Annotated in this window: 12 protein-coding genes; 2 read left to right on the top strand and 10 right to left on the bottom strand. The window is 64.5% G+C overall.

The features are described 5' to 3' along the window. Nucleotides 1-5: 5 nt before the first annotated feature. The 3 genes from GCM43_RS03520 to GCM43_RS03510 form a co-directional block, all read right to left on the bottom strand. Nucleotides 6-1,643: a methyl-accepting chemotaxis protein gene (locus GCM43_RS03520; protein WP_152242140.1), complete on the bottom strand. Its 1,638-nt coding sequence runs from the start codon at nt 1,641-1,643 to the stop codon at nt 6-8. 71 nt (nt 1,644-1,714) lie between these two features. Further along, nucleotides 1,715-2,824 carry a patatin-like phospholipase family protein gene (locus tag GCM43_RS03515; RefSeq protein WP_152242139.1) on the bottom strand — a complete coding sequence of 370 codons (1,110 nt, stop codon included), beginning with the start codon at nt 2,822-2,824 and terminating at the stop codon, nt 1,715-1,717. Between the two features lie 261 nt (nt 2,825-3,085). Further along, the gene (locus GCM43_RS03510) at nt 3,086-3,982 is read right to left on the bottom strand and encodes a LysR family transcriptional regulator (protein WP_152242138.1); all 897 of its coding nucleotides are present in this window, start codon (nt 3,980-3,982) and stop codon (nt 3,086-3,088) included. A 105-nt stretch (nt 3,983-4,087) separates the two neighbouring features. On the opposite strand from GCM43_RS03510, the gene GCM43_RS03505 reads away from it, so the two are divergent. Beyond that, on the top strand, nt 4,088-5,614 hold the full coding sequence (locus GCM43_RS03505) for an MFS transporter (protein WP_152242137.1): 1,527 nt from the start codon (nt 4,088-4,090) through the stop codon (nt 5,612-5,614). Between the two features lie 108 nt (nt 5,615-5,722). Continuing rightward, nucleotides 5,723-7,009 carry an O-acetylhomoserine aminocarboxypropyltransferase/cysteine synthase family protein gene (locus tag GCM43_RS03500; RefSeq protein WP_152242136.1) on the top strand — a complete coding sequence of 429 codons (1,287 nt, stop codon included), beginning with the start codon at nt 5,723-5,725 and terminating at the stop codon, nt 7,007-7,009. Between the two features lie 139 nt (nt 7,010-7,148). Here the strand turns inward: GCM43_RS03500 and GCM43_RS03495 are convergent, their stop codons facing one another. The 7 genes from GCM43_RS03495 to GCM43_RS03465 are packed head-to-tail and all read right to left on the bottom strand — an operon-like array spanning nt 7,149 to nt 14,988. Beyond that, nucleotides 7,149-8,198, bottom strand: a complete 1,050-nt coding sequence (locus GCM43_RS03495; RefSeq protein WP_152242135.1) for an AAA family ATPase — start codon at nt 8,196-8,198, stop codon at nt 7,149-7,151. Beyond that, nucleotides 8,195-9,583, bottom strand: coding sequence for an AMP-binding protein (locus GCM43_RS03490; protein WP_226929301.1), 1,389 nt, complete (start codon nt 9,581-9,583; stop codon nt 8,195-8,197). The genes GCM43_RS03495 and GCM43_RS03490 overlap by 4 nt, the downstream gene beginning before the upstream one ends. Further along, entirely contained in the window at nt 9,568-10,161 is a 594-nt protein-coding gene (locus tag GCM43_RS03485; protein ID WP_152242134.1) for a hypothetical protein, read from the bottom strand. Before GCM43_RS03485 ends, GCM43_RS03490 begins: the two co-directional genes overlap by 16 nt. After that, complete coding sequence (locus tag GCM43_RS03480) at nt 10,136-11,932, bottom strand: VWA domain-containing protein (RefSeq protein ID WP_152242133.1); 1,797 nt, start codon at nt 11,930-11,932, stop codon at nt 10,136-10,138. The genes GCM43_RS03485 and GCM43_RS03480 overlap by 26 nt, the downstream gene beginning before the upstream one ends. After that, nucleotides 11,929-12,912, bottom strand: coding sequence for a polysaccharide deacetylase family protein (locus GCM43_RS03475; protein ID WP_152242132.1), 984 nt, complete (start codon nt 12,910-12,912; stop codon nt 11,929-11,931). The genes GCM43_RS03480 and GCM43_RS03475 overlap by 4 nt, the downstream gene beginning before the upstream one ends. A gap of 7 nt (nt 12,913-12,919) precedes the next feature. Further along, nucleotides 12,920-13,405, bottom strand: coding sequence for a hypothetical protein (locus tag GCM43_RS03470; RefSeq protein ID WP_152242131.1), 486 nt, complete (start codon nt 13,403-13,405; stop codon nt 12,920-12,922). Next, nucleotides 13,405-14,988 carry an AAA family ATPase gene (locus tag GCM43_RS03465; protein ID WP_152242130.1) on the bottom strand — a complete coding sequence of 528 codons (1,584 nt, stop codon included), beginning with the start codon at nt 14,986-14,988 and terminating at the stop codon, nt 13,405-13,407. Before GCM43_RS03465 ends, GCM43_RS03470 begins: the two co-directional genes overlap by 1 nt. Nucleotides 14,989-15,007 lie beyond the last annotated feature (19 nt).

The following is a 15,007-nucleotide window of genomic DNA, read 5'->3' as shown; positions in this document are numbered from 1 at the left end:
TTACATCAAGCCAGCAAACGCTGCACTGGCTCTGCCGGACGACGCGGCGCGGCCGCTGGCGGCAGGCCGCCGGCCACGGTAAAGGCTGGCTTGGCGGCGTCGCCGCGCAGGCGGAACACGGCCACCACGTCGACCAGTTCGACGGCGCGCTCTTCCAGCGACGACGCTGCAGCGGCTGCCTCTTCGACCAGCGCCGCGTTTTGCTGGGTCACCTGGTCCATCTGCGAGATGGCCTGGTTGACCTGCTCGATGCCGGCGCTCTGCTCGTGGCTGGCGTTGGCGATTTCGCCCATGATGTCGGTTACGCGGCGGATGCTGGCCACAATCTCTTCCATCGTGGCGCCGGCCTGGTCGACCAGCACGCTGCCGGTACTGACCTTGTCGACCGAGTCTTCGATCAGGCCCTTGATTTCCTTGGCTGCTGCGGCCGAGCGCTGGGCCAGGTTGCGTACTTCAGTGGCCACCACGGCAAAGCCGCGACCCTGCTCGCCGGCGCGCGCCGCTTCCACGGCCGCGTTCAGCGCCAGGATATTGGTCTGGAAGGCGATGCCGTCGATTACGCCGATAATATCGGCAATCTTGCGCGCCGACTCATTGATCGAACCCATGGTGCCGACCACTTGCGCCACCACGGCGCCGCCCTTGCGGGCCACATCCGAGGCCGACAGCGCCAGCGTGTTGGCCTGGCGGGCATTGTCGGTATTCTGGCGCACGGCCGAAGTCAGCTCTTCCAGGCTCGACGCAGTTTCTTCCAGCGACGAGGCCTGTTGTTCGGTACGCACCGACAGGTCGGCATTGCCGGCGGTAATCTGGGCAGCCGCCACGCTGACGGTATCGGCCGAATTGCGCACGGTGGAAATGACCTCGACGATACGTTCCATGAATTTATTGAAGGCAGTGGCGGTGCGGCCCACTTCGTCCATGCGCTCGACCGGCATTGTGCTCGACAGGTCGAGCGAGGCGCTGACGCGCTCCAGGCTGCTCTGGATATTGCCCAGGCCGCCACTGATGGTGCGGTAGATATGCCAGGCCAGCGCACCGGTCAGCAGCACGGCGATCACCAGTACCACGATCATGGTGTTGAAAGCGCGGTCATAGGCGGCCAGGCTTTCGGCGCGCACATCGGCCACCAGCTTGTTGTTGTAGGCAATATGGTCGTCCATGCTTTTCTTGGCGGCTGCGGCATTCAATGCCAGTGGCGTGCCGGCCAGCAAGGTCGCACGCACGCCGTCCATGTCACCCGCGTAAGCGGCGGCAAAAAACGGCTTCAAGGCCTGGCGATAGCCTTCCATGGCGGCCACGTCGGCGTCAAGCATCTTGCGGTCGGTTTCATCGTAGATGCGTTCGGCGCGGTATTTGGCGACCAGATCGTCAAAATCCTTGTTGGCTGCTGCCAGTGCCTTGTCCAGCGCGGATTTGTCGGCCAGGTTGGAAAACACCGACAGGCGATAGCCGGCCAGGCGCGAATCGGTCAGTGCAGCCTTGGCGGCATTCAAGCCCTGGATGCTGGGAATAATGCGGCTTTGCACCGTATCGAAACGCTCTTGCGCGCGTTGCAGCTGGATGGCGCCGCCGGTACCCAGCAACAGCAGGGCCAGCAAGGCGATGGACAGGGTTAAAACAAGTTGCTTGGTGATATTCATGATGTGCTCAACAGGTGATAGGCTGGCCGCACACGGCGGCCGGTAGAGGTCAGCATGGGCTGGCCTGCGGCTTATGCCGCCAACGGGGTATCTTCTGCCGCACGGCGCAGCAGATCGCCATGCTCGCGGCAAAACGCCAGGCCGGCCTTGTGGCCGACCTCGAACAGCAATTGCATGTTCGAGCTCGACCAGTCCAATGTATCGGGCCAGTGCTGCTCAGGGATGCCTCCCATCAAGTCCAGTTTCAGCAGACGGCGCTTGGGCTGGCCCGTGCGCGCGTCGGTATTGTGTTCCAGTTCAAACAGGCGCATCTCGGTCTTGGAAATTTTTACCAGCGGCGTGATGATCGAGCGCACCCAGGCGTCGTACAGATTGCGCGGCTTGCGCAGCAGGCGCTCGTCGCCGAGGATATCGAGGATGACCAGCGTGTCGGCATCGTGATGCTCGCCCTTGCCCTCGATAAACGGATCAAAGTTGAGCGTATCGAGCGCCGCGCCTTCGATATAGTCGTGGCCGCCGATATTGGTAGGCGCATACAGGAACGGAAACGACAGCGCCGCGCGCACATGCACCGGTTCGATCTCGTGCTTGCTCCAGTTCTGCATGCGGTGTTCGTTGAGGTTGTAGGCGTTGATATAAAACTGCGGGCGCATGTGCTTGACGCGCGAGAAATCCACGGCCTTTTCCAGGAACGGCAGATGGGCGCACAAGCCCAGGCTTTTGGACGACAGGTCCGACGGCGACAGCGACGACATCATCAGCTTGCCCCAGTCCGACCAGGCCACCGGCGCCCCCGCAAACGTTTGCTGGAACGCCTGAAAAAAAGGATTGTTGGCCGGTGGCTGGAACGCATCGCGGAAAGTGCTGGCCTGCACGCCTGGCTTCTGGAAGATCTTGTAGTTGATCGGGATCATCTTGTAGATGCTGTCGGCCACGCCGGTATCGGCCCAGCTTTGCAAGGCCTGGCGCGGCGTGGCGTCGTGCGGCGCCGTATAAAGCAGCCCCATCAGCACCCCGGCGCCGGAAGCCGAGATCACGTCGAATTCGATGCCTTCGTCGACAAAGGCAGCCAGTGCGCCAGCGATCAGGGTCGAATTTGGTGCACCGCCACCAAGCAGCAGCCCGGTTTTGCGAGCGCGGCCTGGAATGGTAGCTGTCGATGTCCTGTTTCCTGTACTCATGCGCTCTCCTGATAGGCAATGAAGGGTCTTAAGTGATGGTTGCTACGTTTCCATGGACAACATAATGTTGCCAAAACAGATAGTAAATTAGCATATTTTAATTCCACATGGCAATTTAGTTAACGCATATAGGATATTCATAAATGAAATAAGTAGACTGCATGCGGCTTTGCGTGGTGCAACGCAGCAAAATTATTTTATGGAAAGCAAGAAAATTGTGTTGCGCCATGGGAACATTGCAGTGTTACAAAGCGCGTATGTTCAAACACGCAAAAAGCGCAGGTGTTCGTGCAGAAAATCGACAAACACCCGCAACTTCGGCGACAGATGGCGGCTCGACGGCCATAACACCCAGAATTTGCTGGTAGTTTGCAGATAGCTGCCCAGCACGCTGCGCAGCTTCCCTGAAGCAATCGCCTCGCGCACCAGGAAATCGGGCAGATAAGCCAGTCCCAGACCCTGGCTGGCCGCGCCGATCAGCGCTTCGATATTGTTGCAGGTGAGCGCCGTGCGCAGCAGCAACTCCCCTTCCACATGGTCACGCTCGATGGCCCACTGCTGCAGCTTGCCGGTGCTGGGAAATTTGTAGCGTACGCAGCCATGCTGCTCAAGGTCGCGCGGTACCTGAGGCACGCCATGGCGCGCCAGATAGACAGGCGAGCCGACGATCACGAAGCCGAACGGCCCCAGTTCGCGCGCCATCAGGCGCGAGTCGACCAGCTCGCCGCTGCGCACGGCCACATCGACGCCTTCGGCCACCACGTCGACCAGCCTGTCGCTGAAATCCAGATCGAGTTCAATTTCAGGGTAACGCTGCGCAAATTCGGCCAGCAGCGGCACGATCATGCGGTAGCCGATCACCGGCAGGCTGACCTTGAGCTTGCCGCGCGGCGCCTGCGCCAGGTGCGACAGTTCCAGTTCAGCGTCGTCGAGGTCGGCCAGGATACGCTGGCAGCGCTCGTAGAACAGCGCCCCTTCATTACTGAGGCTGATACGGCGCGTACTGCGGTTAAGCAGGCGTACGCCCAGCTTGTGCTCGAGCCGCGCCACGCTTTTCCCCACAGCCGAGGCCGACACTCCGAGCAGCCGCCCGGCAGCCACAAAGCTGCAGGTTTCGGCAGCGCGCACAAAGGCGGCAATTGCGTTCAGATTATCCATGCTGACCCATTCAAGAAATTTTGTCCGTTATATCTGGATTCACAGCTACTTTTTTGATCATTACGGCCATCCTATCATTAATGATTATTGACTTTGATCGCGACCATGTCCTTCACTTCCCAACCGGCGCGCCCGCTGGCGGCCCTGCTGGCCGTCTGTCTGGCCGCCCTGTGCATGCCACTGAGCTTTACCGGCCCGGCCGTAGCGCTGCCGGCAATTGCCGCCGAACTGCCCGGCACGCCGCTGGCGCTGGCCTGGATTACCAACGCCTTCATGCTCAGCTTTGGCGGCTGCCTGATGGCGGCCGGCGCGCTGGCTGACCGCTATGGCCGCAAGCGCCTCTTCCTGCTGGGCGTCGGGGTGTTCTGCGCCGCTGCGCTGGCCTTGTCTGCCGCCGGCAGCCTGGCCATGCTGGGTCTGATGCGCGCCGTGCAGGGGCTGGGCTGCGCGCTGGCCCTGTCGTCGGGACTGGCGGCGCTGGCGCAGCTGTTTGACGGCGCCACCCGGGCGGGCGCCTTCAGCCTGATCGGCACCACCTTTGGCGCCGGGCTGGCTTTCGGCCCCATCGCGGCCGGTGTGCTGGTCAACCACTTTGGCTGGCGCAGTTTGTTCGTGGCCACCGCCGCCACGGGGCTGGCGGCGCTGCTGCTGGGCAGCCGCACTCTGCGCGAATCGCGCGACCCGCAGGCGGCCGGCCTGGACTGGCCTGGCGCCTTGAGCTTTACCGGCGCGCTGTCGCTGCTGACCTATGGCCTGCTGCAAGCGCCGAACACAGGCTGGACCGGCAGCGCCAGCCTGGCCCTGTTCGGCGGCGCCGCGCTGCTGCTGGCGCTGTTCGTGGCTGTCGAGCGGCGCACCGCGCGGCCCATGCTCGACCTGTCGCTGCTGCGCGTGCCCGCTTTTGCCGGCGTCCAGCTGCTGGCGGCTGCGCCGGCGTTCTCCTTCGTTGTTCTGCTGGTGCTGCTGCCGGCGCGCCTGATCGGCGTCGAAGGCTACAGTGCGCAAGGCGCCGGCGCCATGCTGCTGGCGCTGTCGGCGCCGATGCTGGTGCTGCCGATGGCAGCCGGCGTGGCGGCGCGGCGCATCGCACCGGCATATCTGTGCAGCGCCGGCCTGCTGGCGGCAGCTGGCGGTCTGCTGTGGCTGTCTGTGTGCGCACCGGGCCAGCCCGCCACCACCCTGTTCGGGCCCCTGCTGCTGATCGGCGCCGGCATCAGCCAGCCGTGGGGGCTGATGGACGGCCTGGCCGTCAGCGTGGCGCCGGTCGAGCGGGCCGGCATGGCGGCGGGCATCTTCAATACCACCCGCGTGGCCGGCGAAGGCCTGGCACTGGCCATCGTGGCGGCGCTGCTCGCGTCCTTCGTGCTGACGGCGCTGCTGGCGCTGCCGGCCATCGCGCCGCAGCAAGCTGCATTGGCTGCGCCGCTGCTGGCGGCCGGCGACCTGCATGGCGCCAGCGCGCTGCTGCCGCAGCTGCCGGCCAGCCAGTTAATGCAGGCTTATGGCGACGCCATGCACCATCTGCTGCAGGTACTGGCCGCCATCTCGCTGCTGTCGGCGCTGCTGTTGCTGGTATTCCTGCGCCCCGGCGTCGCGGCGGGCACCGCGGCGCTTATGCCGGATCGGCACTAGCTTATGACTTAATATTCGATTCAAGCTTGACGCCGGGATGGCAAGCCGGCCAGGCGCGCATGGCACAATGGTTCTGGAATAACAACCTGAAAAATCACCGGAGACCCTATGCGCATTGAAACCCTGGCCGTCCACGCCGGCTACAGCCCCGACCCGACCACCAAGGCGGCCGCCGTGCCGATCTACCAGACGGTGGCCTATGCTTTTGATAACGCCCAGCACGGCGCCGACCTGTTCGACCTGAAAGTCGCCGGCAATATCTACACGCGCATCATGAACCCGACCCAGGACGTGCTGGAAAAACGCGTGGCGGCACTTGAAGGCGGCGTGGCCGCGCTGGCAGTGGCCTCGGGCATGGCGGCCATTACCTATGCGATCCAGACGATTGCCGAAGCGGGCGACAATTTCATCTCGGCCAGCCAGCTCTATGGCGGCACCTACAACCTGTTTGCCCACACGCTGCCGCAGATCGGCATCGAAGTGCGCTTTGCCGATGCGCGCCAGCCAGAAACCTTTGCCGCGCTGATCGATGCGCGTACCAAGGCGATTTTCTGCGAGTCGATCGGCAACCCGCTGGGCAATGTAACCGATGTAGCGAGGCTGGCCGAGATCGCCCACGCGCACGGCATTCCGCTGATCGTCGACAATACCGTACCGAGCCCCTACCTGTTTCGCCCGATCGAGCACGGCGCCGACATCGTGGTCCATTCGCTGACCAAATACCTGGGCGGCCACGGCACCACGGTGGGCGGCGCGATTGTCGACAGCGGCAAGTTTCCATGGGCAGAACACAAGCAGCGTTTCAAGCGCCTGAATGAACCCGATGTGTCGTATCACGGCGTGGTCTATACGGAAGCGTTCGGCCCGGCCGCCTTTATCGGCCGCGCACGCGTGGTCCCGCTGCGCAATATGGGCGCGGCGATTGCGCCTTTGAGCGCCTTCCAGCTGATCCAGGGCATCGAAACGCTGGCGCTGCGCATGGACCGCATCTGCGACAACACGCTGGCGCTGGCGCGCCATCTGCAACAGCATCCGAAAGTAGCCTGGGTCAATTACGCCGGCCTGGAAGACCATCCCGACCATGCGCTGGTGCGCAAATACATGCAGGGCCGCGCCTCGGGCATCCTGTCGTTCGGCCTGAAGCTGGCCGACGGCGAAGACGCCCGTGCAGCCGGCGCGCGCGTGCTCGACGCGCTGCAGCTGTTTACCCGCCTGGTCAATATCGGCGACGCCAAGTCGCTCGCTACCCACCCGGCTTCCACCACGCATCGCCAGCTGAACCCCGAAGAACTGGCCAAAGCCGGCGTCTCGGAAGACATGCTGCGCCTGTCGGTGGGGATCGAGCATATCGATGATTTGCTTGAGGATCTGGAGCGGGCGCTGGCTGCGGCGTAATCATTGTTGATGCTGATGGTGTTGTCGGATTACGCCGCTGCGCGGCTAATCCGACCTACGGTCGCAACGGCGCGTAGGTCGGATTAGGCCCTTCGGGCCGTAATCCGACAACATTGTTGGCGCTAAAGGTATCATCGGATTACGCCCCTTCCATCACCCGCACGGCATCCGCCACGCGCTGCTCCAGCGGCCCTTCCAGTACCACGAACGCGATGCTGCGCCGCGCCAGTTCGGCACGGTACCAGGCATCCTGGCGCAAACGAAAGCTGTCGTCGCGCCGGGTACCGTCCTGGATAAACGGAAAATCGGGTGCGCACAGCAGCACCAGGTCGTAGCGGTGATCAGCCAGCTGCGCAAGTTCGGCCTCACAGCGGCCAAACATCTCGTTGCAGTAAAACCAGGTGGTCAGCGGCGAGGTGTCGCACACCAGCCAGCGCTGCACCCTGGCAGTGGCTAGCGCCTCGCGCAACAACTGCTCGCGGCCGATCTTGAGCAAATCATCGTATGCCAGTACGCCGTCTTGCGCCTCCCACAACTCGCGCCCGTATTCAGCCACCCATTCGGTGCCCAGCTGCTGCGCCAGCGCGCCAGCCAGCGTGGTCTTGCCGCTCGACTCTCCGCCCAGTATGCAGATGCGCCTGACCAGCGTGTCGCGCACTGCCGGCGACAGCCACGCGCTATGCGCCTGCGGGTCGTGCCGCACGCGCGTACCCGATACGGGCACCTGCGTGCGCGCCGGGTCCACGCTCACATGCGCCACCGGCGCGCTCGCATAGTGCCGCGCCAGCACGGCCGCAAAACCGGGCCCGTAGTCTTCGCTGGAAAACACCGCATCGACCGGCAGCTTCAACACCGCCCAGCACAACCAGCCCATAAAGTGGCGATGCAGCTCGCCGTCGTCGTCATTGTGCGGCAGCACGCGCGGCGCAACGCCGGCTTGCGCACACAGCGCAGCCAGGCGCGCATCGTCCAACACCACGATCCGCGCTGCCGGGCACTGCGCCTGCAGCCAGGCCTCGCGCCGGTGCGGTTCGTAGCCGGGAAATTCCGGTTTGGTATAGCTGACGACCAGCACTTCTTCACAGCCATCGAGGGCCTGCTGGATCAGCAGTTCATGGCCGCGGTGCAGCGGACAGAATTTACCCACCACCAGGCCACGTTTGTATTTTGCTGCCCTGTACTTTGTCATGCCGCTGCTTCCTGCAAATCCGAGGTGTATTGAATGATCTTGTCCTGCGCCTGCAGCGCTTCGACCGTGATGGCGTCAAAAAACAGCGCCAGCAGGGCGCAGGCCTGGCCGGCCAGCGGCATGGCGCCGGGAGACAGCCGCAGCGTGATGCTGCCGTCAGCAAACTGGTGCACGCCAAACAGCGCAATGGCCAGCGGTTTGAGGGCATGCGTGATATCGATATTGTTGATCCACTTGCCTGCGCTGGTACGGTAGCGCAGCGGGCTGCGTCCGGCCAGCCCCACCAGCACCGGACCGTGCGGCCCAAAGGCCAGCGAAGCATGGTCGCCGGTACGGTAGCGCAGCAGCGGCAGGCAAAAATTGAAGCCGCCGGTCACCACGATTTCGCCGCGCTGACCCGGCGCCACCGGCTGGCCATGCACATCGAGTATTTCCACATACAGCCGGTGCTGCAGCAGTACATGGCCGCCGGCCGCCTCGTCGTAGACGGCCACCGGACCCACTTCATTGAGCGAATAAATGTCAAGCACGGGGCAGCCAAAGCGCTGCTCCAGGCGCGCGCGCATGCCCGGCAGCAGCATCATCGAGACCGACATCAAGGCAGCCGGCCGGTGCGTCATCGGCAAGGTCAGCAGTTCGGCAAACGAGATCGGGTCGCCGGCAATCAGTTCGGGCGCCATCGCGTCGAGGTAGCGCGCGCGATCGTCCGGATCGCGCCAGTCGTCCACGTGCAGATTGATCTTTGCCAGCCCCGATTCGCCCATCGTGGGCGTCACCGACACATAGGTAAAGCAGCGCTGCTGATGCCCCAGCAGCATCACGCCCACCTGACCTGTTCCATGGCGCAGCGTCACACCAAAGCGCTGCAAGGCGCGTTTGTGAAACGCCAGGTAGCGCCCCGCCACCACCGGGTGCGACGGGATCATCAGCGGATGGCCGGTGGTGCCGGTAGTATGGAAATGGATCATGCGCGCCAGGTCCACGTCGTCGGGCACGAAACTGGCCACGTCGTGCGACAGGTCGGCGCGCGAGACCGGCGCCACATCCTGCAAGCGCGCCGGCGGCGAACCGCAGGCGCGCCAGTATGGCACGCGGGCAAAGGTGTCGGCCACGAAACCCGGCAGCCAGGCCGGCGGCGCAGCGTTCGTCCAGTCGATGATGGCCTGCGCCACTTCGCACTCGTCATCGCGCAGGGCAGCGACTTCGTCTGCGAGCAGCTTGTTGCCGCTGCGGTTGCGGTAAACGGGCGCGCAAGGATGGCTGCGCAACTGCGCCAGCATGCGCGCACCGGCCTGCGACAGCGTGGGGCAGTAATCGAGGTCGGACTTGAGCGCACCGGCCGGCAGATTGTCGGCTTGCTGCATCGTCACTATTCGCGCGACCATTTGTCTGCCGATTCCTCGGCCGCCTTTTTGGCCAGCGCTTCGCGGATCTCGCGTGCGCGCTGCTCGGCCAGGCGGCTCGCTTCGAGCAGGCGGCGCCGTTCGGTGCCGCTGATGGCTGTCAGGCGGTCGGTAGCCTGCGCCAGGCTTTCGTCGCCGGGACGAAGATCGAGCCGCGCCAGCACGATGCGCGCCAGTTCCTCGCGCCGCTCCGGGTCCTGCGTGTAGCGGTGCGCCGGCGCGGCAGCGGCCAGTTCGCGCACGGCCTCGCCCAGCACCTGCAGCAAAGCCTCCTGCGCCATGCGCCGTGCGACAAACCAGTCATCGGCCAGCAGCCAGCAGCCGATCATGGCCAGCGCCAGGCGGTTGCGGTCGGCCTTGACCTGGGCGCCATGAAAGCCCTGCAAGGCAGCTGCCGGCGCGCGCATGCCGTGCAGGCGCAGCACATCGTTGACCAGTGCGGCCACCGCCACCGCCTGCGGGTTGTGCACGCCGGCGATGCGCGGCTCGCCCAAGAATTCCATGGGCGTCTCGGCCAGGCGGTGGGTCAGGGTTTCAAGCGAGGGGCCGGGGTTGTTCATTTTTCTCACCATAATTGCGCCGGCTGAAGGCGCGTGCAAACGCCAGCAGGTCTTCAAACTGCTCGACTGCGTGAATATCCCAGCCCTGCTCGCGGCGCGCGCGGCGCAGGTCGTCGTAGATCTGCTGGCGCCACTTGCTCGGCTGGCCATTGTCCCAGTCGCGATCAAGGTTGAGCGCCATGGTGCCGCCGGCGCCGGCCTTGGCCAGCGCCTTGGCCGAGACATCCCAGCCGCTGTTGCCCAGTTCATCGTCGTCGAACATGGTGGTAATGCCATCGTCGGAAATCATCAGAATATGCGCCGGCCGCTCGCGCTTGCCCGCATAGGTCTTGCGCAGGCAGTGGATCGGGAACGCCGTCGCGCCACAAAAACTGTCGGTCAGCACACCGAGTATCATTTCCTCGTCGCGCACGAAACCGGGCGTCTGCATCACCTGGTTCTTGCCGCTCCACAGCGTTACCTGTACCTTCGAGCCGGCGCGCAGGGCCGACAGCGCAATCACGGCGCCGGCCAGCGCCAGGTACGAGATGCGCTGCTGCGGATTGGGCATGGAGCCGGAACTGTCGACATACATGTCGAGGTCGACCGGCACCGCATCGTGCACGCGCGCCGGTTCGCGCCCATAGGTACGGCGCACGGTGGTCACGCCCGGTATCGGGCGCGGCGACTGCATGACCGACTGCAGCCAGTCGATTTCATCGAGCGCGTCGCCGGTTTCCCACGGTTCGAGCCCTTCCATCTGCGGCTCGTCCGATTCGGGCGCCGGGCGCGAAGGAAACGCCACCAGATGCGGCAAAGCGCGTTCGCGATAGTAGCGGATGGCGATTTCATGGTCGCTCAGATTGATCCCCGAGGCCTTGAGAATTTCACCCAGTTCAAACGGTTCGCGCAACTGGCCGGCGCCCTGCCCTTTGGCCGGCGCCGCCTCAGCCGGCTCTTCTTCCTCCAGCCCGGAAATGCGCGCATCGTGCACCGGATGGACGGCGCCGCCCTCCTCGTCGTCTTCGATCTGCTGCGCGCCGTAGGTCTGGCAGCCGCGCGCGGCGTCGCGGGTATCGTGGAAGTAGCGGCTCGGGCCGAGCGCGTCGGTGTCGTTGACCAGATAGGGCAGCAGCAAGGTGGCAAAGCGCCCGGCCGCCATCATCCAGTCGTTGGCGTAGACGCGTATGAGCCGCGCGCCCAGCCAGGCATCCGTATCGAGCGCTTCGTCAGCTTCGCCGCCACCGAGCTCGCCCTTGGGCAGCTGCCACAGGTTTTCATAGATGCGCATATACAGCGTCCAGACGGCGCCGCTGCCTTTTTTCTCCGGATCATCCACCTTGCGCTGTTCCAGCGTGCGGTAGATATCGGCCATGCGCAGGCTGGCGTGGCGCTGCAGGCGGTCGTTGATCAGCAGGTCGGTGTACAGGTTGGCCACCATCGGCGCGTGCTGCTCGAGCGTGGGCAGCGCGCGGCGCATGCGCGCGAGCAGCCGGAACTGGTCGCCGGCGCTGCCTGGCGCGAGGATATGGTGGCCGATTTCATGGGCCAGGATTTCCAGCGCATAGTCGGTCAAACCGAGTTCCGTTACCAGCGGCAGGTCGACCACCACGCTCTGGTCGAGCAGGCGGATCATGGCAAAGCTGCCGGACAAACCCTCTTTGCTGGCTGCCACCCGGCTGGTGCACAGGGCCGGGTCGCGCAGGCGCGTAAATTTGCTCCAGACGGCCAGCGCCTCGGGCCAGGCGGCGCGCCATCGCTCAAGCAGCAAGGTGTCGGCAGCGCTCCTCATGTGCGCGGCAGCAGGCGGATCGCATGCGTGTAAGGGGAGCTCACGGCCACCGTATGGGCGTTGGCACAGACCTCTATCTGGCCGGTCGGCAGGTCCAGCGCAAATTCACGCGTGCCGATCACGATGGCGGCCTCGCGCAACTGCACGCCGGCTGGCGCTTCACTGCCGGCCTGCGCATACTCTTCTTCGGTGGCGCCATGCAGCACGGCGCCATAGGCGTCGGCCAGCAGGAAAAAGTAACGCTCGCCGCTATGGACAACAAACCCTTCGCTGCTGGCGCGCACCTGCGGCGGCGTGGCAAAGTCGCCGCCCAAGCCGGTAAAGGCGCCAACCTCGACGCCGATGGCATTGCCATGCCAGGGGCTGGCCAGCAGTTGCGCGCGCAAGGCGGGCCAGTCCGGCGCAGGTGCAGATGCCGGCACTTCAAACGCGGCCAGCGCCAGCGCCGGCGGCAAATTGTCTGCCGCCGCCAGCGCGCCAGCACGAAAATGCGCCACGCCGGCGCGCCAGGCCAGTAGCTGCCCCAGTGCGCGCAGCGTGGCCACGCTGTCGACCTGCGGCGCCAGCGCCTGCAGTTCGCGCCGCCACTGCGCCGGCCGCGCGCCAGCCACGCCAGCCAGGTGCACCGCCGCATTGCTGGCCAGCGCCAGCACCTCCGCCGGCGCCGTGGCCACCAGCGGCGCCATGGCAGGCAAAAGTTCGCGCCAGCAGTCGTTGACGGCCTGGTTTTTGGCTGACGGTCCGGCCAGGCCATGACCGACCAGTTCCAGCGCCATATCGTAGGCGGCAAACGCCACGCTACCGGCGCGCTCGGGCGCGTGATCGGCCACCGCCACCACCAGCGGATCGACGCCGTCGCGCAGAAAGGCGGCAAACGCCGCCATATCGAGCGTGGCAAAACGGCGCCGCGCCTCCTGCGCGCGCGCATTGAACTGGGGCCGGCCTGCGGCCAGGAGTTCGGCAAAGGTGGACGAAATCATGGCAGGCTCAGTCGCTGTGCGAGAAGTGCAGCAAATAGCGCTCGGCGTCGCTGCCTGCACCGCGCTCGAAGGCGATTTCATCCCAGTGTATCGCATACCACATCGGCGGGCGCATGCCCACTTTGAAGGCAGCAAAACCGCTCAAAGACTGCTGCAAGGCGCTGACAAAGGCGTTTTGCACATTGCGGCGAAAAGCGCCGCCTGGCGCTGCCTGCATATGCTGTGACGAAAAGAACCAGCGCTCAACGATCACATCGAACTCGCCCTCAGCGAGCGGGCGCGTGTCGATCTGCCAAAGATGGGCAGGCAGTTCGCGTGCCGGTGCGATCTGGTTGAGCGCATGGTCTTCCACGCGCCGCCCCAGCGCCTCGGCAAGACTGGGCGCCGCTGGCAGCGCCTGCAGTTCGTAGCTGGCAGCCAGATCGCTCGCCTCGCTGTTCAGCAGCGCCAGTACGTCAAGAAAGCCGCGGCAGTAATCGAGTGGCACGGTCATTATTGCGAACGCAGCCAGCTGCGGTAATTGGTATAGCGCTGATGCAGGTATTTGAGCTTGAGCAGGTCGTCGTACAGCGGCCCGTACAACTTGCGTCCGCGCGTGCGCTCGGCGATCAGTTTTTCTATGCGGTTCAGGCGCGCCAGCGTTTCACGCTCGCTCAGGCCATCCAAGCCCTGGTCGAACTGCTTCGACAGCTCGCCGACCGGATCGTCGCGGTCGAGATCCAGGCGGTTGAATTCCTCGTTCGACAAGTCGAACAGCCGGCGCAGCCAGCCGAGACGGTCGCTGCGATAGGCGGCGTTTTCCGGCAGCGCAAAGAACGGCGCGTCCAGGTCCGGCTGCAGCTTGTTATGCAGCACAAAGGGCAGCACCTGGCGCAGGTCTTCCAGGTCCACTTCGTCATTGCCACGGAAATAGCTCATGGCCTTGGCGTAGATCAAAAGCGCCATCAGCGTGCGCACCGAAATGCCGTTCAGGGTCTGGCAGCCCAGGTCTTTCAGGCGGTCGCGCCCGTTGTCGGCCGCCTGCGCAGCATTGCGGTCGGCACCGGACAGGCGCGCCGTATCCTTGGTCATGTATTCGAACTGGCCGCCGGCCGTTTCAAACAGCTCGAACTGGCTGGCAAAAAACTCCAGGCGACGGCGCACTGCTTCCGGCACGGCCACTTGGCGGATCGCCTCGCCCATCTGGTCGACCTCGGCTTCGGTAAAGATGATTTCCGGTGGCACCAGCTCTTCCGGGCGCACGTTTTCCTCGACCCGCAGCAGCAGTTCATTGAGAAAGCGCGGATTGAAGGCCAGCGCCTGCACCGTCACATCGACCCGGTCGCGCAGCGCCTCGATCACCTGGTAGGTGCCGCCGCCCTGGTCGTCATTGGCCGTCAGGTACCAGGCCGCTTCCGGGCACTCATAAATATGATTGAGCACTTCGGCGTAATTGTCGCCCATCACGGTCAGCAGCGCGCTCTGGGTACGGGTGGGAATGCGGTTGTATTCGTCGACGATCTTCACCCGCATGCCCAGCCAGGCGCGCCAGGCGATGCGGATATCGTCCATGCTCTGCGCGTTGACCAGGTCGGCCGGCAGCGGGTTGCCCAGCAGGTCGGCAATCGTCATCTGCGGGTGGCCATGCTGCATGGCGCGCTTGACCTGTTTCACGCTGGACCCGGCCAGCACGCCCATCAACAGCGCGCTGGCCGTCTTGCCGCGCCCCGGCCCGCCGACAAACAGGCATTTTCGACGCGTGGCAAAGGTCAGCAGCGGCAGCAGGATAAAACTCGAATAACTTTGCGCCGACGGCAGGTTGAGCGTGCGCCGGCTGTCGCCCACCGCATAGGTCTGCGAGGGGCCGTCGTTGTATTCGATATCGTAATGCGGACTGATAATGGCGTGGTTGACGATCCAGAAGTAGGCCTGGCGCAGTTTTTCATCGAAGGCGCGCACGCCAACGCTGCCATCTTCGCCGCCGGTTGCCAGCGGCCCCTGGTACAAATCGGCAACATCGAACTGGCGCGCCGCCGGGGCGGCCTTGGGTTTGGTGGGGGCCTGGGAAACGCGCTGGAACAGGTTAAATGGCGGCATAAGGATAACGGTCGTAAGT

Origin of the sequence: Janthinobacterium aquaticum (assembly GCF_009208565.1) — a bacterium.
GTDB lineage: Bacteria > Pseudomonadota > Gammaproteobacteria > Burkholderiales > Burkholderiaceae_D > Janthinobacterium.
This window is presented reverse-complemented; position numbering and strand designations above follow the sequence as displayed.

Coding starts and splice junctions, on each gene's coding strand:
- GCM43_RS03485 (WP_152242134.1), bottom strand. CDS start 10,161: ATGAACAACCCCGGCCCCTCGCTTGAAACCCTGACCCACCGCCTGGCC.
- GCM43_RS03520 (WP_152242140.1), bottom strand. CDS start 1,643: ATGAATATCACCAAGCAACTTGTTTTAACCCTGTCCATCGCCTTGCTG.
- GCM43_RS03490 (WP_226929301.1), bottom strand. CDS start 9,583: ATGGTCGCGCGAATAGTGACGATGCAGCAAGCCGACAATCTGCCGGCC.
- GCM43_RS03465 (WP_152242130.1), bottom strand. CDS start 14,988: ATGCCGCCATTTAACCTGTTCCAGCGCGTTTCCCAGGCCCCCACCAAA.
- GCM43_RS03505 (WP_152242137.1), top strand. CDS start 4,088: ATGTCCTTCACTTCCCAACCGGCGCGCCCGCTGGCGGCCCTGCTGGCC.
- GCM43_RS03475 (WP_152242132.1), bottom strand. CDS start 12,912: ATGATTTCGTCCACCTTTGCCGAACTCCTGGCCGCAGGCCGGCCCCAG.
- GCM43_RS03470 (WP_152242131.1), bottom strand. CDS start 13,405: ATGACCGTGCCACTCGATTACTGCCGCGGCTTTCTTGACGTACTGGCG.
- GCM43_RS03515 (WP_152242139.1), bottom strand. CDS start 2,824: ATGAGTACAGGAAACAGGACATCGACAGCTACCATTCCAGGCCGCGCT.
- GCM43_RS03510 (WP_152242138.1), bottom strand. CDS start 3,982: ATGGATAATCTGAACGCAATTGCCGCCTTTGTGCGCGCTGCCGAAACC.
- GCM43_RS03495 (WP_152242135.1), bottom strand. CDS start 8,198: ATGACAAAGTACAGGGCAGCAAAATACAAACGTGGCCTGGTGGTGGGT.
- GCM43_RS03500 (WP_152242136.1), top strand. CDS start 5,723: ATGCGCATTGAAACCCTGGCCGTCCACGCCGGCTACAGCCCCGACCCG.
- GCM43_RS03480 (WP_152242133.1), bottom strand. CDS start 11,932: ATGAGGAGCGCTGCCGACACCTTGCTGCTTGAGCGATGGCGCGCCGCC.